The 20,200-nt window shown below is 69.8% G+C and carries 18 protein-coding genes, 1 tRNA gene and 1 riboswitch; of the genes, 15 read left to right on the forward strand and 4 right to left on the reverse strand.

The window, feature by feature from the left end; translation table 11 throughout:
* Positions 1 to 62: 62 nt before the first annotated feature.
* The 12 genes from OG584_RS21545 (at position 63) to OG584_RS21600 (ending at position 13,374) form a co-directional block, all read left to right on the forward strand.
* Positions 63 to 515 carry a GtrA family protein gene (locus OG584_RS21545; protein ID WP_405780138.1) on the forward strand — a complete coding sequence of 151 codons (453 nt, stop codon included), beginning with the start codon at positions 63 to 65 and terminating at the stop codon, positions 513 to 515.
* A gap of 111 nt (positions 516 to 626) precedes the next feature.
* Complete coding sequence (locus OG584_RS21550; protein WP_405780140.1) at positions 627 to 1,283, forward strand: SurA N-terminal domain-containing protein; 657 nt, start codon at positions 627 to 629, stop codon at positions 1,281 to 1,283.
* Positions 1,284 to 1,305: 22 nt separating this feature from the next.
* On the forward strand, positions 1,306 to 2,346 hold the full coding sequence (locus OG584_RS21555; RefSeq protein ID WP_405780141.1) for a nucleoside triphosphate pyrophosphohydrolase: 1,041 nt from the start codon (positions 1,306 to 1,308) through the stop codon (positions 2,344 to 2,346).
* On the forward strand, positions 2,343 to 3,596 hold the full coding sequence (locus tag OG584_RS21560) for a cytochrome P450 (protein ID WP_405780142.1): 1,254 nt from the start codon (positions 2,343 to 2,345) through the stop codon (positions 3,594 to 3,596). Before OG584_RS21555 ends, OG584_RS21560 begins: the two co-directional genes overlap by 4 nt.
* A 136-nt stretch (positions 3,597 to 3,732) precedes the next feature.
* Positions 3,733 to 4,776, forward strand: a complete 1,044-nt coding sequence (locus OG584_RS21565) for a transglycosylase family protein (RefSeq protein ID WP_405780143.1) — start codon at positions 3,733 to 3,735, stop codon at positions 4,774 to 4,776.
* Between the two features lie 257 nt (positions 4,777 to 5,033).
* Positions 5,034 to 5,220, forward strand: a riboswitch (cyclic di-AMP (ydaO/yuaA leader).
* A 3-nt stretch (positions 5,221 to 5,223) separates the two neighbouring features.
* Positions 5,224 to 5,934: a transglycosylase family protein gene (locus tag OG584_RS21570; protein WP_405780144.1), complete on the forward strand. Its 711-nt coding sequence runs from the start codon at positions 5,224 to 5,226 to the stop codon at positions 5,932 to 5,934.
* A 238-nt stretch (positions 5,935 to 6,172) separates the two neighbouring features.
* A complete protein-coding gene (gene eno, locus OG584_RS21575; protein WP_405780146.1) occupies positions 6,173 to 7,462 on the forward strand; it encodes a phosphopyruvate hydratase in 1,290 nt (429 codons plus the stop codon).
* A 108-nt stretch (positions 7,463 to 7,570) separates the two neighbouring features.
* Entirely contained in the window at positions 7,571 to 8,047 is a 477-nt protein-coding gene (locus OG584_RS21580) for a septum formation initiator family protein (protein ID WP_405780147.1), read from the forward strand.
* 225 nt (positions 8,048 to 8,272) lie between these two features.
* Positions 8,273 to 8,821, forward strand: coding sequence for a DUF501 domain-containing protein (locus OG584_RS21585; RefSeq protein WP_405780149.1), 549 nt, complete (start codon positions 8,273 to 8,275; stop codon positions 8,819 to 8,821).
* Between the two features lie 56 nt (positions 8,822 to 8,877).
* A complete protein-coding gene (locus OG584_RS21590) occupies positions 8,878 to 9,825 on the forward strand; it encodes an exopolyphosphatase (RefSeq protein WP_405780150.1) in 948 nt (315 codons plus the stop codon).
* A gap of 638 nt (positions 9,826 to 10,463) precedes the next feature.
* Positions 10,464 to 11,876, forward strand: coding sequence for an NAD(P)/FAD-dependent oxidoreductase (locus OG584_RS21595; RefSeq protein ID WP_405780151.1), 1,413 nt, complete (start codon positions 10,464 to 10,466; stop codon positions 11,874 to 11,876).
* 202 nt (positions 11,877 to 12,078) lie between these two features.
* Entirely contained in the window at positions 12,079 to 13,374 is a 1,296-nt protein-coding gene (locus tag OG584_RS21600) for a class I SAM-dependent methyltransferase (protein WP_405780152.1), read from the forward strand.
* Between the two features lie 103 nt (positions 13,375 to 13,477).
* Here OG584_RS21600 and OG584_RS21605 read toward each other — a convergent pair whose 3' ends face one another.
* A complete protein-coding gene (locus OG584_RS21605; protein ID WP_405780154.1) occupies positions 13,478 to 16,000 on the reverse strand; it encodes an ABC transporter permease in 2,523 nt (840 codons plus the stop codon).
* Positions 16,001 to 16,077: 77 nt separating this feature from the next.
* Positions 16,078 to 16,848: an ABC transporter ATP-binding protein gene (locus tag OG584_RS21610; RefSeq protein ID WP_405780156.1), complete on the reverse strand. Its 771-nt coding sequence runs from the start codon at positions 16,846 to 16,848 to the stop codon at positions 16,078 to 16,080.
* Between the two features lie 471 nt (positions 16,849 to 17,319).
* Between OG584_RS21610 and OG584_RS21615 the strand changes: the two genes are divergently transcribed.
* Positions 17,320 to 17,402, forward strand: a tRNA-Leu gene (locus OG584_RS21615).
* Between the two features lie 131 nt (positions 17,403 to 17,533).
* Positions 17,534 to 18,403, forward strand: a complete 870-nt coding sequence (locus OG584_RS21620; protein WP_405780157.1) for a Bax inhibitor-1/YccA family protein — start codon at positions 17,534 to 17,536, stop codon at positions 18,401 to 18,403.
* 148 nt (positions 18,404 to 18,551) lie between these two features.
* Here the strand turns inward: OG584_RS21620 and OG584_RS21625 are convergent, their stop codons facing one another.
* Positions 18,552 to 18,782: a DUF4287 domain-containing protein gene (locus OG584_RS21625; RefSeq protein WP_405780159.1), complete on the reverse strand. Its 231-nt coding sequence runs from the start codon at positions 18,780 to 18,782 to the stop codon at positions 18,552 to 18,554.
* A gap of 138 nt (positions 18,783 to 18,920) precedes the next feature.
* On the opposite strand from OG584_RS21625, the gene OG584_RS21630 reads away from it, so the two are divergent.
* Entirely contained in the window at positions 18,921 to 19,238 is a 318-nt protein-coding gene (locus tag OG584_RS21630) for a hypothetical protein (protein ID WP_405780160.1), read from the forward strand.
* A 27-nt stretch (positions 19,239 to 19,265) separates the two neighbouring features.
* Here OG584_RS21630 and OG584_RS21635 read toward each other — a convergent pair whose 3' ends face one another.
* Positions 19,266 to 20,105, reverse strand: a complete 840-nt coding sequence (locus OG584_RS21635) for a hypothetical protein (RefSeq protein ID WP_405784210.1) — start codon at positions 20,103 to 20,105, stop codon at positions 19,266 to 19,268.
* Positions 20,106 to 20,200 lie beyond the last annotated feature (95 nt).

Consider the following 20,200-nt stretch of genomic DNA (forward strand, 5'->3'; position numbering starts at 1 on the left):
CGGGGCGGCCGGGCCGTCCTCACAGCCGCACCACCCTTCCGCTTTCAGGAGCGCGTACGCAGATGAACACCGCACGGTTCGCCCCCACGGCGAAAGCAGGGCAGCTGGTCCGCTTCGCCCTCGTCGGCGTGGTGAACACCGGCACGTACTACGGCTTCTACCTGCTCCTGCTCACACAGCTGCCCTACCTCGCCGCGCACACCGTCGCGTTCTGTCTCAGCATGGCCGGCTCCTTCTTCATGAACGCCCGGTTCACCTACCGGATCCGGCCGACCTGGCGGAAGTTCCTGCTTTTCCCGCTGACGAACGCGGCGAACTTCGTGATCACGACCGGCGGGGTGTATCTGCTGGTGGACCTGGCGCATCTCGGTCCCCACTACGCGCCGCTGGTCGCGGCGGCGGCGGCCGTCCCGCTCACTTTCGTCATCTCGCGGACGATCATGCTCCGCCCCGACAACCGGGAAGCCCCCGAATCGTTGGTCGAACCAGTGGCCCCCGCCACGCCAAGTGCCTAACATCGATCAACGCAAGGCCTTGTGCGCCCACCCGGCGCCCGACCGCCACCCCTTGAGGGTGCGCCGGGCGCCGCACCAACGCCAGCACAAACCCGCCGCCAGGAGGCTCCTTTGCACCGCCGCCGTCGCACTGCGCTCTCCGTATCCGCCGCGCTCGCCGCAGCTCCGCTCCTCGCCGCCTGCGGCAGCCAGCCCCACCCGGGAGCCGCGGCCGTCGTGGGCAAGGACCGGATCACCGTCGCTGCCCTCCAGACGCAGGTGAAGGACGTACGCGAGGCACAGAACAAGTCCCCGCAGGCCGCCGACCTGATCAGGAACAGCAACAACCTCAGCGGCATGAAGCTCGGCAGCATGATCTTCGACCGGGTGCTCGCCAGGGCGGCGTCGGACGCCGGAGCCAAGGTCACGCGCAAGGACATCCAGGACGCGCGCGCCCAGCTGGTCAAGCAGGCGGGCAGCGAGCAGCGGCTCCAGCAGGTCTACCTCCAGCAGAACGGCGTCGCCCCCGGCCAGATCGACCAGGCACTCCAGGAGCAGGTCACCGCGTCGAAGCTGGCCGACAAGCTGGGCGCATCGCTCGGCACACCGCAGGGCCAGAGCGCCGTTCTCCAGGCGATGATGAAGACGTCGAAGGCGATGGGCGTCGACGTCAATCCCCGCTACGGGGTCTGGGATGCCAAGAAGAGCCAGCTCGGCGCGTACAAGACGCCGTGGATCACCCAGGTCACCAAGGAGCCGGCCGCGCAGTCCGCCGAAACCGGGGCGTAGGGCGGCGGGGTACTTTCGACGGGTGACCGCTGAAAACACCCCCACCGCATCCGAGACCTCTGCCGCACCCGACGCCGCCGCCGGCCGGGTCGTGCTGCTCACCACCAGCCACCGGGTCGCGCCAGGCCTGCTGTCCTGGCCGGCCTGGCAGCTGCTGCACTCCGCGGACCGGGTGTACTGCGCGGACGCCGGCCATCCCCAGCTGCCCTATCTGCACGAGGCGGGCGTCACGGTCGAGCACGCGGCGCCCGACGCGCACCGGCTCGTCGAGGAGTGCGCGGGCGGCCGTACGGTCGTCGTCCTCCCGTCGGGTGAGGGCGACCGGCAGCTCACCGACGGCCTGGCCCGGCTCGCGGGCGGCGGCCGGGTCCGGATGCCGGACCTGGAGCTGCTGCCGGGGTCGTATGATCTGCCCGGCGCGCGCCTGCTCGACCTGGTCCAGGTGATGGACCGGGTCAGGCGCGAGTGCCCCTGGACCTCGCAGCAGACCCACCGGGGGCTCGCCAAGTACCTGATCGAGGAGGCGTACGAACTCGTCGAGGCGATCGAGGACGGCAGCCGTGAGGAGCTGCGCGAGGAGCTGGGGGACGTACTGCTCCAGGTGGTCTTCCACGCGCGGATCGCGCAGGAGGGCACCGGGGAAGAGGGGGACGAACCGTTCTCCGTCGACGATGTCGCGGGCGGCCTGGTCGAGAAGCTGATCCACCGCCACCCGCATGTGTTCGGTGACGAGACCGCGGAGACCGCCGAGGACGTCCACGCCCACTGGAACCGCACCAAGGCGATCGAGAAGCAGCGGGCGTCAGTGACGGACGGCGTCCCGGTCGGCCAGCCGGCCCTCGCGCTCGCTGCGAAGCTGACGTCCCGGGTACGCGGATCGGAGCTGGACGTACCGCTTCCGTCGGGTGAGGGCGTCGGCTACCGGCTGCTCGCCCTGGCCGCGAGCGCGGAGGCGGCGGGCACGGACCCGGAGGCCGCGCTGCGCGCGGCGGCGCGGGCGTACCGGGACGCGATCCGGGCGGCCGAGAGGCGGACAGCGGGTACGGCTACCGTCGAGGAGTGACCGACAACAGCACCGCAGGACCGGCCCCCACCCTTTTCACCTGGGAGTTCGCGACCGACCCGTACCCCGCGTACGCCTGGCTCCGCGAGAACGCGCCCGTCCACAGGACCGCTCTCCCCAGCGGGGTGGAGGCCTGGCTGGTGACGCGGTACGCGGACGCCAGGACCGCACTGGCCGAGCCCCGGTTGTCGAAGAACCCGGCGCACCACGCCGAGTCCCCGCACGCCAGGGGCAAGACCGGGATTCCGGGCGAGCGCAAGGCGGAGCTGATGACGCATCTGCTGAACATCGACCCGCCGGACCACACCCGGCTGCGGCGGCTGGTGTCCAAGGCGTTCACCCCCCGCACCGTGGCGCTCTTCGCGCCGCGCGTGCAGGAGCTGACGGATCAGCTGATCGACGCCTTCCTGGCGAACGGGAGCGCCGACCTCATCCATGACTTCGCCTTCCCGCTCCCCATCTACGCCATCTGCGACCTGCTCGGCGTCCCGCGCGAGGACCAGGACGACTTCCGGGACTGGGCGGGCATGATGATCCGTCACGGCGGCGGGCCGCGCGGCGGCGTCGCGCGGTCGGTCAAGAAGATGCGGAACTACCTCGCCGAACTCATCCACCGCAAGCGGGAGAGCCCCGGCGACGACCTCATCTCGGGGCTCATCAGAGCGAGCGACGACGGCGAGCACCTGACGGAGAACGAAGCCGCCGCCATGGCGTTCATCCTGCTCTTCGCGGGCTTCGAGACGACGGTCAACCTCATCGGCAACGGCATGTACGCGCTGCTCCGCAACCCCGGGCAGCGCGAGCGCCTGGAGGCGTCGCTGGCGGCGGGCGAGACCGGCCTCCTGGCCACCGGCGTCGAGGAACTGCTGCGCTTCGACGGGCCGGTGGAGCTTGCGACCTGGCGGTTCGCCACCGAGGAGATGACCCTGGGCGGGCAGTCCATCGCGGAGGGCGATCCGGTACTCGTGGTGCTGGCCGCCGCCGACCGCGATCCCGAGCGGTTCACCGAACCCGACACGCTCGACCTCTCACGCACCGACAACCAGCACCTCGGGTACGGGCACGGCATTCACTACTGCCTCGGCGCGCCTCTCGCCCGTCTGGAGGCGCAGACCGCGCTCGCCACGCTGCTGCGCAGGCTTCCCGACCTGCGGCTTGCGGGGGAACCTGGCGATTTGCGCTGGCGCGGCGGACTCATCATGCGGGGATTGCGCACGCTTCCGGTGGAGTTCAGTACCCCGCCGAGCTGATGGTCCGGCATGTCCGCCACTGACGGGCTGTCAAGAATGTGACTTTCATGTGATCTCCGCTGCATCGACTTGTGACTGGTGTTCGAGTGCGGCTACGTTCACCCCTCGACTCATCCGTCACACGGAAGGCCACCGCATGCGCACCGGGAACGGTCGGCACCGCCGCCCCCGTCAGGCTCCAGCTCTTGTCGTAGCGGCAGGAGTTACGGGCTCTGCCATCGCCCTTCCGCTGCTGGCGTCGACCGGCGCCCACGCGGCCGACGCCACTACCTGGGACCGGGTGGCGCTGTGCGAGAGCGGCGGCATCTGGAGCGCCGACCTCGGCAACGGGCACTACGGCGGCCTGCAGTTCTCCCAGGCGACCTGGGACAAGTACGGCGGCGGGCAGTACGCGGCCCGCCCCGACCTGGCCAGCCGCTCCCAGCAGATAGCCGTGGCCCAGAAGGTGTACGCGGCCGAGGGGGCGACGCCCTGGGTCAGTTGCGCGGCCATCGCCGGGCTGACGAAGGGCGACGCGGCCACGGCCTCGGTCGACCCGGGCTCCCCGGACACCGAGAGTCCTGACCCCGCGAGACCCAGCGGTTCCGCCACGGACCCGGCGGACGGGCCGGCGAATCCCGGCCACTCCGGCACGCCCTCCGGCCGGGCCTCGGACGCCCCGTCGGGCTCCTCGTCCGATTCACCCTCCGGCTCGCCGTCGGAATCCGCGTCCACCGGCTCGCCGGACTCTTCCGGCTCCTCGGACTCTTCCGGCTCTTCGGATAGTCGCGACTCTTCGGGCGGATCGGACTCTTCGGGCCATTCGGGCGCCGGGGCCTCCGCCACGCCGGGAGGGCCGGACGCCCCGTCACCCGGCGCTTCCGCTTCCGCGTCGGACAGCGGCCGGGCGTCCGGCGAGGCGGGCAGGCACCGCGGTGGTGAGGCGACGGACGGCGCCGGGGCGCGCCGTGGCGAGGCCGGCCGGCACGCCTCGCGCGACGAAGGCCCCTCCCGCGATGACGCCCGTACGGACGGCAGATACACCGTCCGCGCGGGTGACAATCTCTGGTCCATCGCGAAGGCGCACGATCTGCCCGGCGGATGGCCCGCGCTCTACGCGGCGAACCATGGCACCGTCGGGGGCGACCCGGACTTCATCGTTCCTGGCCAGAGCCTTGATCTCGACCGGAAACAGGGGTAGTTCGAGACCGTATGTCCGCTTCTGTTCGAGTGAGACATGGCTCTCGTCGGGGCTACTGAATGCCCGGAGTGTCCGCCCGGCGTACGCCGTCTCTCACCTGCGGAAACGAGAGAGGCACGGACCTAAACCAGGGTTTTTCCCTCCGATGTTCATCTTTGAATATCGGGGGGTCCTGTGATTACGGTCAGACCGCTCGCACCGCGGGCCTCTTCGACCGCCACGCCGAATCCTGCCATCGGTCGAAGGGCAGCAGTTGACGCTAAGAAGCGCCGCAGGCAGGAGCGGGGGACCCAGGTAAGCGCCGGGGCCGGCCGTCCGTTCAGAGTCAGAGAACGGCACGAACCGGGACCGGCTTGGGGTGAAGTTGTGCGTGAGAACGCACAGCCGGGCAACTCATTGGCCCGAACCCGACAGCTCACCTCGTAGGCGTCGGTGAGGAGATTCTTCATGCTGTTTTCCAGCAAGTCCAAGCACCGTCGCCCGTCGAAGGCCGTCCGCGTCGCCACTCTCGCCGGTGTCGCCGGTGCGGCCGTAGCGGTGCCGCTGATCGGCGCGACCTCGGCCTCCGCCGCTTCGGTCTCCACCTGGGACGCCGTCGCGCAGTGCGAGTCCGGTGGCAACTGGTCCACGAACACGGGCAACGGCTACTACGGCGGCCTGCAGTTCAACAACTCCAGCTGGGCCGCCGCCGGTGGTACGCAGTACGCCCCGCGTGCCGACCTCGCCACCAAGGGCCAGCAGATCGCCACCGCCGAGAAGCTCCTCAAGATGCAGGGTCCGGGCGCCTGGTCCTGCGCCGGTGCCGGCAACCTGAGCAACGACGGTGTCGACCCGGGTGTCTCCACCTCGGGCGGCTCCTCCTCGTCGAGCGCCGGTTCCGACCAGCAGAGCAGCCACAGCGACCAGCAGGCCGCTTCGCGCAGCGAGGCCCGCTCCAGCGCCCCGGCCGCCCCGAAGCACGCCGCGCCGAAGCACGCTGCTCCCGCCAAGATCCAGAAGGGTGACGGCGAGTACAAGGTCAAGGCCGGCGACACCCTCTCCACGATCGCCAAGGCCGAGCACGTCAACGGTGGCTGGAAGAAGGTCTACGACCTGAACAAGGACATCGTGAAGGACGCGAACCTGATCTTCCCGGGTCAGCAGCTCCACCTGAGCTGATAGCGACCCCCCTTGCACCCCGGCCCGGCGCGACTCCCCCGTACGCGCCGGGCCGGGGTTCTGTCTGTCAGGACCGGCGGCTGACATTTTTGCCGCCTTTCATACCGTCATACGAGCTTTTGGGCTTTTTTTCGTCCCAGGGTCCGGGCGCCCGGCCGACTGAGGGCCCCGAGCCGGTTAGGCTCTTGTCGCAAGGCCAAAGAGACCCTGCGCCCATAGCGTCACATCCCAGAAGGAGATGCTAGTGCCGTCCATCGACGTCGTCGTAGCCCGGGAAATCCTGGACTCCCGAGGTAACCCCACGGTCGAGGTCGAGGTCGGCCTCGACGACGGCAGCACGGGTCGTGCAGCCGTTCCGTCCGGCGCCTCCACCGGTGCGTTCGAGGCCATCGAGCTCCGCGACGGTGACCCCAACCGCTACCACGGCAAGGGTGTCGAGAAGGCCGTCCTCGCCGTCATCGAGCAGATCGGCCCGGAGCTCGTCGGCTACGACGCCACCGAGCAGCGCCTGATCGACCAGGCGATGTTCGACCTGGATGCCACGGAGAACAAGGGCTCGCTCGGCGCCAACGCCATCCTCGGCGTCTCGCTCGCCGTCGCCCATGCCGCGTCAGAGGCCTCCGACCTCCCGCTCTTCCGCTACCTGGGCGGCCCGAACGCGCACCTGCTGCCCGTGCCGATGATGAACATCCTGAACGGCGGGTCGCACGCCGACTCCAACGTCGACATCCAGGAATTCATGATCGCGCCGATCGGCGCGGAGTCCTTCTCGGAGGCCCTGCGCTGGGGCGCCGAGGTGTACCACACCCTCAAGAAGGTCCTGAAGACCAAGGGCCTGTCGACCGGTCTCGGCGACGAGGGCGGCTTCGCGCCGAACCTCGAGTCGAACCGCGCCGCGCTCGACCTGATCGTCGAGGCGATCAAGGAAGCCGGTTACGTGCCCGGCAAGGACGTCGCGCTCGCGCTCGACGTCGCCGCGTCCGAGTTCTACAAGGACGGCAAGTACGAGTTCGAGGGCAAGTCCCGCTCGGCAGCCGAGATGACCGAGTACTACGAGGAGCTCGTCGCCGCGTACCCGCTCGTCTCCATCGAGGACCCGCTGTACGAGGACGACTGGGACGGCTGGAAGGTCATCACCGACAAGCTGGGCGCCAAGGTCCAGATCGTCGGGGACGACCTCTTCGTCACCAACCCGGAGCGTCTGGCCCGCGGTATCGAGGAGGGCTCGGCCAACGCCCTGCTCGTCAAGGTCAACCAGATCGGTTCGCTGACCGAGACCCTGGACGCCGTCGAGCTCGCCCAGCGCAACGGCTTCAAGTGCATGATGTCGCACCGTTCCGGTGAGACCGAGGACGTCACCATCGCCGACCTCGCGGTCGCCGTGAACTGCGGCCAGATCAAGACCGGCGCCCCGGCCCGCTCGGACCGTGTCGCCAAGTACAACCAGCTGCTGCGCATCGAGGAGATCCTCGACGACGCCGCGGTGTACGCGGGCCGTTCGGCGTTCCCGCGCTTCCGCTCCAACTGACACAGCCAAAGAACTGAATCAGGAGCAAAGGCGCAGCCAAGCGCAGCCGTCCCCGGACCCGGTCCCGTACCGTGTCCGGGGACGGACGTGCGTACACGGGGAGGCGGCATGGCAGGGAACCGGGACCGGTTCTCCACCGCGACCAGGCTCAAGGTGCTCGGTGAGCAGACCGCGGCCCGCGTGTACCGCTCCCAGTCCAGGCGACAGGCCCGCAGGCCCCGGCTCACCGGCCGGGCGGCGATGCTGCTGATGGTGCTCTGCACCCTGGTGGTGGCGCTCGCGTATCCGATGCGGCAGTACGTGTCGCAGCGCGGCGACATCGCCGACCAGCGGCGCCAGGTCACCGACGCGAAGGCGCGCGTCGAGGAGCTGCGGGACGAGAAGGCCCGCCTCCAGGACGACGCGTACGTGGAGCGGCTGGCCCGGGAGCAGTTGCACTATGTGCGCCCGGGGGAGACCAACTACACCGTGGTCGACCCGGACGCCCGTACCCGGCGCACCGGCAACAAGGGGGCGGCCGACCGGCCGTGGTACTTGAACCTGTGGGACGGCGTGGACAGCGCCGACCGCACCAAGGCCCCCTGAGCCGTGCCGCCCGACCGGCAGGGCCGTGGCATACCGGCGGCCGTCGCACGGGCAGCGGCTGCCGGGCGACCGGTTCACGGATGCTGAGTTCACGGCCCCTCGGCTCGCACCTTCCCGGTTCGCACCTTCCCGGTTCACAGCTTCCCGGTCCGCGGATCTTCGGCTCACGGACACTCAGTCAGTTCACAGACACTCAGTTCACAGACACTCAGATCCAAGGCAGGCATGGAAACGCCCCCTCCGCAGACCGACCGCACCGAGCCCACCGACGCGGACATCGCCGCGTTCAAGGAGCAGCTCGGCCGACCGCCCCGCGGGCTGCGAGCCATCGCGCACCGCTGCCCGTGCGGCAACCCGGACGTCGTCGAGACGGCCCCGCGTCTGGAGGACGGCACGCCGTTCCCGACGACGTACTACCTGACCTGCCCGCGCGCCGCCTCCGCGATCGGCACGCTGGAGGCCAACGGGGTCATGAAGGAGATGACCGAGCGCCTGCGGACCGACCCCGAACTGGCCGCCGCCTACCGGGCCGCGCACGAGGACTACATCGCACGCCGCGACACGATCGAGGTCCTGGAGGGCTTCCCGAGTGCGGGGGGCATGCCCGACCGGGTCAAGTGCCTGCACGTTCTGGTGGGGCACTCACTGGCCGCGGGGCCCGGGGTCAACCCGCTGGGCGACGAGGCCATCGCGATGCTGCCCGAGTGGTGGGCGAAGGGGCCGTGCGTGCCACGTGCGCAGGACGGCGTCCCGGCCACCCCGCCCGGCGACTGAGGCTCCGGGCCGGGACGGAACCCCACCCCCTTTCACACACCCGTGAGGACACCGATATGACCCGCGTCGCTGCCATTGACTGCGGTACGAACTCCATCCGTCTGCTTGTCGCGGACGCCGACCCCGCCACGGGTGAACTCGTCGACCTGGACCGGCGGATGACCATCGTCCGGCTCGGCCAGGACGTCGACCGGACGGGCCGGCTCGCCCCCGAGGCGCTGGAGCGCACCTTCGCGGCCTGCACGGAGTACGCAGAGAGCATCAAGGCCCACGGCGTCGAACACCTCCGTTTCGTCGCCACCTCCGCCTCCCGTGACGCCGAGAACCGCGACGAGTTCGTGAACGGGGTGCGCGACATCCTCGGTGTCGAACCCGAGGTGATCACGGGTGACCAGGAGGCCGGGTTCTCGTTCACCGGCGCCACGAAGGAGCTTGCCGGGCAGGGCGGTGAGTACCTCGTGGTGGACATCGGCGGCGGCTCCACCGAGTTCGTCGTCGGGGGCGAGAGCGTCCGGGCTGCCCGCTCCGTCGACATCGGCTGCGTACGTCTCACCGAGCGGCACGTCCGGCACGACCCGCCGACGCTCGGTGAGATCACCGCGATGCGCGCCGACATCGACGCCGCGCTGGACGAGGCGGGGGAGACGGTCCCGCTGTCCGGGAACCACACGCTCGTAGGTCTGGCCGGCTCGGTGACCACCGTCGCCGCGATCGCGCTGGGCCTCGACACCTACGACTCGACCGCGATCCACCACTCCCGCATCACGGCGGCCCAGGTCGGCGAGATCGCCGGCACGCTGCTCATCTCCTCCCACGCCGAGCGTGCGGCGATCCCGGTGATGCACCCGGGCCGGGTCGACGTCATCGGCGCCGGCGCGATGATCCTGCACTCCGTCATGAAGCGGACGGGTGCACATGAGGTGGTCGTCAGCGAGCACGACATCCTCGACGGCATCGCGTGGAAAGTGGCGGAAGACGTCACCGCGGGCCGAAAGGGCGACTGACCTGCGGGTGGATGCGCTGGCATGCAGGGCCCGCGGTACTCCAGGTGGCGCCGGGGCCCTAGCCGGAACCTGGCTGCGACCGGGGGTAGCGCGGAAGCTTCCGGCCGGCTGCCCTCGGATGGTGCGGTGGACGTCGCGGCGGCCACCTGCCTCGGCGACAGGGGCGGCGGGCCCGCTGATCCCCCGACTCGGCAGGCGGCGCCCGGTGGCGCCTGCGGGCTGTTCCGGGGTCTCGCGGAGGACCCTTATGACAGCGTTGTCAGGCTTCTGGGGCCGCCTCGGACGCCCGGCGGACGGACTGTCGCGAGAAACTTCGTGAAGTTCTTCACAAGGAATTGGGGCCTGTCGGCCGAAGATCTCGGGCCATTGGTCCCCGACGGGGGTCGGCGGGCACCGTTTCCGCGTGTAACAGGCGGTGTCGCGCGTGTTGCACGCGGATGTCATGGGGCAGTGGTCCACTCGCTGCGACACCGTGAGGGCCAGCTCAACGGGGGTGAACAACGTCCACCCCGGGGCGCTGGTTCCCTCGCGCGGAGATGACCTCCGTCACGTGAGCCGCGCAGTGTAGCAGAGGTACCCCCCGACCTTGTGAAGGGGCGCACGAGGTACCCCCTCCGAAGAGGTGGATACTCGTTGCCATGAGCACCACGGAGCGTCCCAGGATCCTCGTAGTTGGAGGCGGGTACGTAGGCCTGTACGCAGCTCGACGCATTCTCAAGAAGATGCGCTACGGCGAAGCGACCGTCACGGTCGTGGACCCGCGCTCGTACATGACGTACCAGCCCTTCCTCCCCGAAGCTGCTGCCGGCAGCATCTCGCCTCGGCATGTCGTCGTCCCGCTGCGACGCGTGCTGCCCAAGGCAGAGATCCTCACCGGCCGAGTCACCACGATCGACCAGGACCGCAAGGTCGCCACGGTCGCGCCGCTCGTCGGCGAGGCCTACGAGCTGCCCTTCGACTACCTGATCATCGCGCTCGGAGCGGTCTCCCGTACTTTCCCGATCCCCGGCCTCGCCGAGCAGGGCATCGGTATGAAGGGTGTCGAGGAGGCCATCGGCCTGCGCAACCACGTCCTTGAGCAGCTCGACAAGGCCGACTCGACGACCGACGAGGACGTCCGCCGCAAGGCGCTCACCTTCGTCTTCGTCGGAGGTGGCTTCGCAGGCGCGGAGACCATCGGCGAGGTCGAGGACATGGCCAGGGACGCCGCGAAGTACTACACCAACGTCAAGCGCGAGGACATGCGCTTCGTGCTGGTCGACGTGGCGGACAAGATCCTTCCCGAGGTCGGGCCGAAGCTCGGCGCGTACGGCAAGGAGCACCTGGAGTCCCGCGGGGTCGAGGTCTACCTCAAGACCGGCATGGACTCCTGCGTCGACGGTCACGTGGTCCTGAACAACGGCCTGGAGGTCGACGCCGACACGCTCGTCTGGACCGCCGGCGTCAAGCCGAACCCGGTCCTGGCGCGCTACGGCCTGCCGCTCGGCCCCCGTGGCCACGTGGACACCTCGGAGAAGCTCCAGGTGCAGGGAACGGACTACATCTGGGCCGCGGGCGACAACGCCCAGGTCCCGGACGTGGCCGCCCGCAAGGCCGGCGCCGAGAACGCCTGGTGCCCGCCGAACGCCCAGCACGCGCTGCGCCAGGCCAAGGTCCTCGGCGACAACGTCATCTCGGGTATGCGCGGCTTCCCGCAGGGCGACTACGAGCACGCCAACAAGGGTGCGGTGGCGGGCCTCGGCCTCCACAAGGGTGTCGCGATGATCGTCATGGGCAAGGTGAAGATCAAGCTCAAGGGCCGTCTCGCCTGGTACATGCACCGTGGTTACCACGGCCTCGCGGTACCGACGTGGAACCGCAAGATCCGCGTCGTGGCCGACTGGACGCTCGCGATGTTCCTCAAGCGTGAGGTCGTCTCGCTCGGTGCCATGGAGACCCCCCGCGAGGAGTTCTACGAGGCGGCCAAGCCGGCGCCCCGTCCCGCGGTGGCGTCCGAGGCAGGCAAGCCCGGAGCCGGCAAGAAGGCCGACGCCGAGAAGGCCAAGGCCTGACCCGGTAGTACAGCAGGTTCGTTCAGGCCGAAGGGGCCGCCCGCCATCCGTGGTGCGGGCGGTCCCTTCGGCGTACCGGGGCAGATGTACATGTATCGACCACGGATTTTACGCTCCCGTTACGTGGTATTGGGACTGTGTCGGCAGGTGTTCGGTGTTTACCTACTGCTGAGCCTTTCCCATCTGTACGGAGGTGTGCGCCATGGCCGACGCCGCGCTGCGGCTGACCACTCTCGCCGAGGAGCTGCTGGGAGCCCCGCTCCCGGTCCGCATCCGGGCCTGGGACGGCAGCGAGTCGGGGCCGCCGGGGACGCCGGTTCTCGTGATCCGCCACCGTCGGGCCCTGCGGCGGCTGTTGTGGAAGCCGGGGGAGCTCGGCCTGGCACGTGCCTGGGTGGCCGGTGAGATCGATGTGGACGGCGATCTGTACGCGGCACTCGACCTGCTCGCCGGACTCATCTGGGAGCGCGACGACCCGGCCGGGGAGAAGAAGGCGCGCCTCCCGCTGTTCGACCCGAAGCTGCGGGCCGCAGCCCGCGGGCTCCTTGACATCGGCGGCCTGCTGCCGCCGCCGCCCCCGCCCGCGGAGGAGATCAGACGCCGCCGGGGCCCCGTCCACACCAAGGGCCGCGACAAGCAGGCCATCAGTCACCACTACGACGTCGGCAACGACTTCTACGAACTGGTGCTCGGCCCGTCGATGGTCTACTCCTGCGCCTACTGGGACGGGGACTCCACGCTGGAGAGCGCCCAGCGCGACAAGCTCGACCTGGTCTGCCGGAAGCTGGCGCTCAAGGAGGGCATGCGGCTGCTCGACGTCGGCTGCGGGTGGGGCTCGATGGCGATACACGCCGCCCGTGAGTACGGCGTACGGGTCACCGGCGTCACGCTCTCCCGCGAGCAGGCCGCGTACGCCCGCAAGCGCATCGCCGAGGAGGGGCTGACCGACCGCATCGAGATCCGCGTCCAGGACTACCGGGACGTCAGGGACGGGCCGTACGACGCGATTTCGTCGATCGGGATGGCCGAACACGTCGGCTCGGTGCGCTACCGGGAGTACGCTGACGACCTCTTCGCTCTGCTCAAGCCCGGTGGCAGGCTGCTCAACCACCAGATCGCCCGCCGTCCCGAGCGGGACGAGTCGGCCTACGAGATCGATGAGTTCATCGATGCCTATGTCTTCCCGGACGGTGAGCTGTCGCCGGTCGGCCGGACCGTGGAGCTCCTGGAGGAGGCCGGTTTCGAGGCTCGTGACGTCGAGACGCTCCGGGAGCACTACGCGCTGACGCTGCGCCAGTGGGTGGCCAATCTGGAGGCGCACTGGGCGGACGCGATCCGGCTGACGAGTCCGGGCCGGGCCCGGGTCTGGCGGCTCTACATGGCCGCGTCCGCGCTCGCGTTCGAGAACAACCGGATCGGCGTCAATCAGGTGCTGGCCGTGAAGACCCCGGAGGGCGGCACCTCGGGGCTGCCACGCCGGGCACGCGACTGGCGCTGACCAGCCGCCGCCCGCGAACCGGGCGGGCGCACGGGGGCCCGGGACACTGTCGATGTCCCGGGCCCCCGTCTGCGTATGACCGGCACCTGCCGGGCTACTCCGGCTACTCCGTCTTGATCGCCGTCAGCATGTTCAGCCGCGCCGCGTTGCGGGCCGGCCAGAGCGCGGCCAGCACTCCGACGATCGCCGCGAGGACCAGGAAGACCCCGATCCGTCCCCACGGCATGACCAGGACGTAGTGCGGGATGCTCGACTTGATGGTCTGGCCGACCGCCCAGGCCAGGAAGGTTCCCAGCGCGATGCCGACCACCGCGCCGAAGAGCGAGATCACCACGGCCTCCAGCCGGATCATCCGCTTGACCTTGGCCCGGTCCAGACCGATCGCCCGCAGCATCCCGATCTCCTGCTGACGCTCGAAGACCGACATGGCCAGGGTGTTGATGACACCGAGCACCGCGATGATCAGGGCCATCGCCAGCAGCCCGTACATGATGTTCAGGATGGTGTTGATCATGCCGCCCATGGCGTTGCGGATGTCCTGCTGATTCAGGACGGAGATGGCCGGGTTGCCGCCCATCGCGTCCACCAGGGCCTGTTCGCCGGAGCCGCTGCCGCCCGTCTTCACGAAGATCTGCTGGATGTCAGGTGTCTTCTCGTGCGGCGCGAGCACCGACGTGGGGGCCAGGACGGACGAGACGAACTGGTTCTCCTTGAAGACCGCGCCGACCGTCAGTGAGCCCTTCTTGTCGTCCAGGTACTTCGCGGACACCTTGCTGCCGGGCTTCCAGCCATGCTTGTCCGCCGTCTTCTGCTCGACGGCGATCTCGCCCCTGGCGAGCGAGTCCAGCGATCCGGAGACCACCGGGAGCGTGAGCACCTGCTGGATGCCGCCGGGCTTCACGCCGGAGACCGACTGGTCGCTGCCGTCGATGACGATCTGGCTGCCGCTCTGCGGCGAGAGGGCGGTGACGCCCTTCGCCTTCTCCAGGGCGGAGACCGTGGACGGCGCAAGCGACATGCCGTTGGCCATCTCGACCATGTAGTCGCCCTTGAAGTTGTCCGTCGTCATCCGGTCCACGGACTGGCCCACCGTGACACCGATCACCGTGAGGCCGGTGACCAGAGTCAGACCGATCGCCAGCGCGGAGGCGGTGGCCCCGGTGCGGCGCGGGTTACGGACCGCGTTCTGGCCCGCGAGCTTGCCCGACACCCCGAACACCCGGGTCAGCAGCGGCCGTACGAGCGCGATGACCGGGCGCGAGAGCAGCGGGATCAGCACGATCACGCCGACCAGGGCCAGGAAGGCGCCCGCCCCGATCATCATCCGTCCGCCGGAGCCGGACGACGCACCGGCCATGATCACCGCGGCGCCGATCAGCGTGATGACGGCGCCGATCGAGTTCCGTACCACCAGGGACTTCGTCGTGGCGGGCAGATGCGCGCTGCCCATCGCCGCGACCGGCGGGATCCTCGCCGCCCTGCGGGCGGGCAGCCAGGCGGCGAGCATCGTGATCAGCACGCCGACGAGCAGCGCGGCAAGTGCGGTGGTGGGTGCCACGATCAGCGGGCCGCCGGGGACCTTCGCCCCGAAAGAGCCCATCGCGGAGCGCAGCCCCACCGCAAGGCCGATGCCGAGTACGAATCCGACCACGGACGCGACGGTGCCGACCACCAGCGCCTCGGCGAGCACCGAGCGGGTGACCTGCTTGCGGGAGGCGCCGACGGCGCGCAGCAGGGCCAGCTCCTTGGTGCGCTGGGCGACCAGCATGGTGAAGGTGTTGGAGATCAGGAAGATCCCGACGAAGAGCGCGACCGCGGCGAAGCCGAGGAGCATCTGGTTGAGCCCCGACATCTCCCGCTCGATCTGCTTCGCCTGCTCGTCGGCGAGCTGCCCGCCGGTCTTGGCGGTGGCGTTGTCCGGGAGCAGCGGTTCGACCTCTGAGCGGATCTTCGCCTCGGATACGCCGGGGGCCGCGGCGATGTCGACGTCCTCGTACCAGCCGGGCTGCAGATAGAGCTTCTGGGCGGCCGCGGTGTCGAACAGGACCAGGCTGCCTCCGGCGCCGACCGCGCCGTCGTCGGTGGTGAAGATCCCGGCGAGGGTGTACGTGCGTACCGGGCCGTTCGTCGCGACCCGCACGGTGTCACCGACGTGGTAGCCGCCCTTGTCCGCGGTGTCCCGGTCCAGTGCGATCTGGCCGGCCCGCGCCGGGCCGGAGCCGTCGGCGAACGCGTACCGGCTGTCCTTGCCCTGCGCGCCGGGGGAGAAGTTGCCGCCCTTGTTGGACCAGCCGTTGCCGATCAGCTTGCCGTCACGGTCGGCGACACCGGCGAATCCGGAGATGCGGCCGGTGGCCGAAGCGACCCCGTCCAGACCCCGGATGTGGTCCAGGGTCCTGGTGCTGACGCCCGGGGCCTCCTTGGCGTTGCTGGAGTCGGAGTACGAGGTGACGGCGACCGCCACGTTGTCGTAGCTCTTGGCCGACTGGTTGCGGAAGGCGTGGCCGAGAGTGTCGGTGAAGACCAGGGTGCCGGAGACGAAGGCCACGCCGAGCAGTACGGCGAGCACGGTCATCAGCAGCCTGGCCTTGTGCGAGAGCACATTGCGCAGGGCGGTACGGAACATGGTGGGTGTCAGTCCTGAGGTGAGGAGCAGGCGGGACGGGCGGAGCCGCTGGTACGAGTGGGGCCGGCCGGGCAGGGTCAGCTGGTACGGCCCCGGGCGTCGAACTCCTTCATCCGGTCCAGTACGGCGTCGGCGCCGGGCGACAGCATCTCGTCGACGATCCGGCCGTCGGCGAGGAAGATGACCCGGTCCGCGTACGCGGCGGCCATCGCGTCGTGGGTCACCATGACGACGGTCTGGCCCAGTTCGCGTACCGAGTTGCGCAGGAAGCCCAGCACCTCGGCGCCGGAGCGCGAGTCCAGGTTCCCTGTCGGCTCGTCACCGAAGATGATCTCGGGCTGCGAGGCCAGCGCGCGGGCCACGGCGACGCGCTGCTGCTGTCCGCCGGAGAGCTGGGTCGGCCGGTGGCTGAGCCGGTCCTTGAGGCCCACCATCTCGATCACATTGGCCAGCCACGCCTTGTCGGGCTTACGGCCCGCGATGTCCATCGGCAGCGTGATGTTCTCGGCCGCCGTCAGCGTGGGCAGCAGGTTGAAGGCCTGGAAGATGAAGCCGATCTTGTCCCGGCGCAACTGCGTGAGCTGCTTGTCCTTCAGGGTGCTGAGCTCGGTCTCACCGATGCGTACGGATCCCGATGTGAAGGTGTCCAGGCCGGCGACGCAGTGCATCAGCGTCGACTTGCCGGAACCGGACGGACCCATGATCGCGGTGAACTCGCCCTGCCGGAAGTCCACGGAGACGCTGTCCAGGGCGACCACCTGGGTCTCACCCTGTCCATACACCTTGGAGAGCTCGGATGCGCGGGCGGCCACCGCGGTGGCGCGGCGGGCGGTGGTGGTCGAGGTCACGTGGGGCTCCGTTTCGGGACAGGACGCGGGGACCTCTTCATCCTGGCTGCCGTCCGGCGCCGGGACGTCCCTCCGCATGCCCGTTCCTGTGGCCCTCTTGAGAGTGACCGGGCGGGTGCCGCCTCCTCCTCCGGTATGACACCACCCCTGAGGACACCACGCCCCGCCCGGCTCCCCGTCGGCATGCCCGGCCCGCCGCGGGACCGGCCCCGGGGCATGCACCCGTGCGGCGCCGCGTCAATGAGGCAGGCCGGCCGCAGGCGCCGAGCGGGACCCGCGGCGACGACTTTCCGTCATTCCCGTACCCGTCGATCCGGGGCCGCCACCACGTGCGGCATGTGCCGATGGCCAATCCGGTCGCTGACGGGCCTTCAGGCATCAATAAAATAAGACAACATCGGGTTAACTCGCCGCTGCTCGCACGGCACGTCCCGATAGTCTCTGAATCGCGATTGCGGTGCCGCGCGTCTTGCCCGGATGGTGGAATGCAGACACGGCGAGCTTAAACCTCGCTGCCCCTCGGGGGCGTACCGGTTCAAGTCCGGTTCCGGGCACCTCGGGCCCCGGCTGTCCCCTGTGTCCGTCGACAGGATCGCGAAAGATCCTTCCCAGGCACTACGGCCTTCTCTTTGCTGTCCCATTACTCTGGTGACGAGGCCACGCACCGTGGCCACTGAGGAGTGAGATGAGGAGCAGCAACCCGGTCTTCTCGCGACGGGGCTTCAGCCGCGACAACGGCTACGCGGGATTCAACGCGGCGCCGCAGGCCGGGGGCCAGGCGGTAGGGGCCAACCCGTACGCGCAGAGCCCGTCCGGTCAGAACCCGTACGCGGCCAACCCGTACTCGACCGACCCCTACGGGCCGCAGGCGCCCGCCCGTGCCAACGCGATGACCATGGACGACGTCGTCTCGCGCACGGCCATCACCCTTGGCACCGTCGCCGTCGGGGCGGCCCTGGCCTGGGTGCTGCTGCCGGTCTCCACGACCAGCTACGGGCTGGCCTTCGGCTCCGCGCTGGTGGCGTTCGTGCTGGCGATGGTGCAGTCCTTCAAGCGGACACCGGCGCCCGCCCTGATCCTCGGCTACGCGTTCTTCGAGGGCATCTTCCTCGGCGTGATCAGCGAGATGTACAACAGCCAGTGGTCGGGCGCGCCCTTCCAGGCCGTGCTCGGCACCATGGCGGTGTCGGCCGCCACCTTGGTGGCGTACAAGCAGCGCTGGATCCGTGTCACCGCGCGATACGCCCGGATCGGCATGACCATCGCCATGGCGTTCCTCATGGTGATGGTGGTCAATCTGCTGCTGGTCGCCTTCGGCGTCGCCGGTGACGGCGGGCTGCGCGACTTCGGCCCGCTCGGTGCGCTCGTCGGGGTGCTGGCGATCCTGATCGGCTGCTTCTTCCTGACGCTGGACTTCAAGCAGATCGAGGACGGCATCACCTACGGCGCTCCGCGTGAGGAGTCGTGGCTGGCGGCGTTCGGTCTGACGATGTCGCTCGTCTGGATCTACCTGGAGATGCTGCGGCTGGTCGCGATCTTCAGCGGCAACGACTGAGCCCGGCCGTCCCGCCATCAGCGAGGGGCCCGTCCGGACGCCTGTCCGGACGGGCCCCTTCGCGTTCCCCGGCCAGGTACTCCGGAGGGGGATGCGGATGCGGATGAGGGAAGCGGGGCGCGGATGGGGGTGGGCGCCGGGGGCGGGCCTAGAGCAGCCGCCGCGCGGCTCGTCTCAGGTCGTACTCGTGGATGATCGCCTTGGCGTGGCCGTAGGCGAGGTGGTGTTCGGTCCTGAGCCAGCTGACCTTCTCGTCGAAACGGACGAGTGCGGGCCCTTCGTCGACGGCGCGGAGCCAGTCGGACACTTCACGCCCCGTGCACTCGGGGATGCGTGAGAGCAGATTGCGATGGGTCTCTTCGGAGAAGACTTGGGACATCGGCGCCTCCGGAGGCATTGCGCAGAGTCGGTCCTGGGAGCCTCGCCCTGCGGGCGGACTCCTTCTGTGCCTTCACTGCACCGTGCCTCAGCGTCGGCCCGTTGGCAACAGTCCGGGAAGGGCGCGTAGGGTCGCGGCGTGCTCGATACGACGCCCCTCACCGCCGCGGCCGACCGCTTCGCCGGACGGCTGCGCTCCGCCCCGCAGAGCCGGCTCGGGCGCGGCGCCGCGGCCGCCGGGCTGGCGCTGGCCAGGGAACTGTCGTCGCGTGCCCAGCGCCTGGAGAATCCGGCCGCCGCCGTACGGGTCATGCCGGACGCCGGGATGTTCGTGGTGGCTGATCAACTCTCCGTCGCTGCCCACGATTTGGCCGAAGAGCTGCGAACGGCCCCGTCCGCTGAGCTGGACGAGGCCGTGAAGTCGGTGGAAGCGGCCGAGGCCGGGTCGGGGCTGTGAGGACCGGGGCTGTGAGGACCGGAACCGTCAGAGCGACGCTATGACCCGGTCGGCGAGGATGTAGACGTTCTCCTCGCCGCAGGTGAAGGTCAGCGCGTAGGCGCCGGAGACTCCTGAGCCGCCGAGCAGAAACGGGTTGTCGCCCGCGCGCAGGGCCTCGGAGAGCCGCTCGGCGGTCTCACGGTGGCCCGGCGTCATACAGAGCGTGGTGCCGTCCGCGAAGACGTAGACATCGAGTGTGCCGAGCGGACCCGGGCGGACGTCCGAGAGCGCGGTGCGGGTCTCGGCGAGCTCTTCGAGGCGCGTCACCATGCGCTCGTGCTCGGTCACCACCGGTGTCTGCACCGGGACGAAGTCGGGGTGCGAGGGGTGCCGGCGGCGGGCCGCGGCCAGTTCTGCGCTGTCGGGCGCGTACTCGTCGATGCCCGGCTCGTCGTCCGCGTCGACGACCGATTCCACAGCCGGTTCCAGCTCGGGTCCGAAAGCGGTCTCGAAGGCCGGGTCGATACCGGTGAAGTCGGTCTGTCGGGGCAGGAAGAACGCGGCGTCCTCGCCGAGCCCGGCAAGACCGCCCAGCATGGACGGGGCGTCCGCCGCGTCGCGCGATTCCTGCGCGGCCCAGAAGGCGCGGGCCTCGGCCAGTTCACGTTCACGTTCCTCGGCCAGCGCTTCCGCGACGGCCGCTCGTATCTCGGCCGCCGGCGTCTCGCGGGCGGCCGGGACGGTGGCGCCCCGGGTGCCGCGGTCCGTACCGGCGAGGTCGTCGCGCAGGGCGGCGACCTGGCGGCGCAGGCCGTGTGCGGCATGCAGGGACGCAGCGCCGACGGCCGTGGCGGTGGCCGTCGTCAGCAGCAGGGCAATCGACATAGTGCTCACTGACTTACTCCCGGATTCAATCGGTCCCCCCGACTTCCTACATCAGCTTGTCGTGAGAGAGCTCCCGCTGTCAGTGCATTACGTCA

Origin of the sequence: Streptomyces sp. NBC_00859 (genome assembly GCF_045161865.1) — a bacterium.
In the GTDB taxonomy this organism is placed as follows: domain Bacteria; phylum Actinomycetota; class Actinomycetes; order Streptomycetales; family Streptomycetaceae; genus Streptomyces.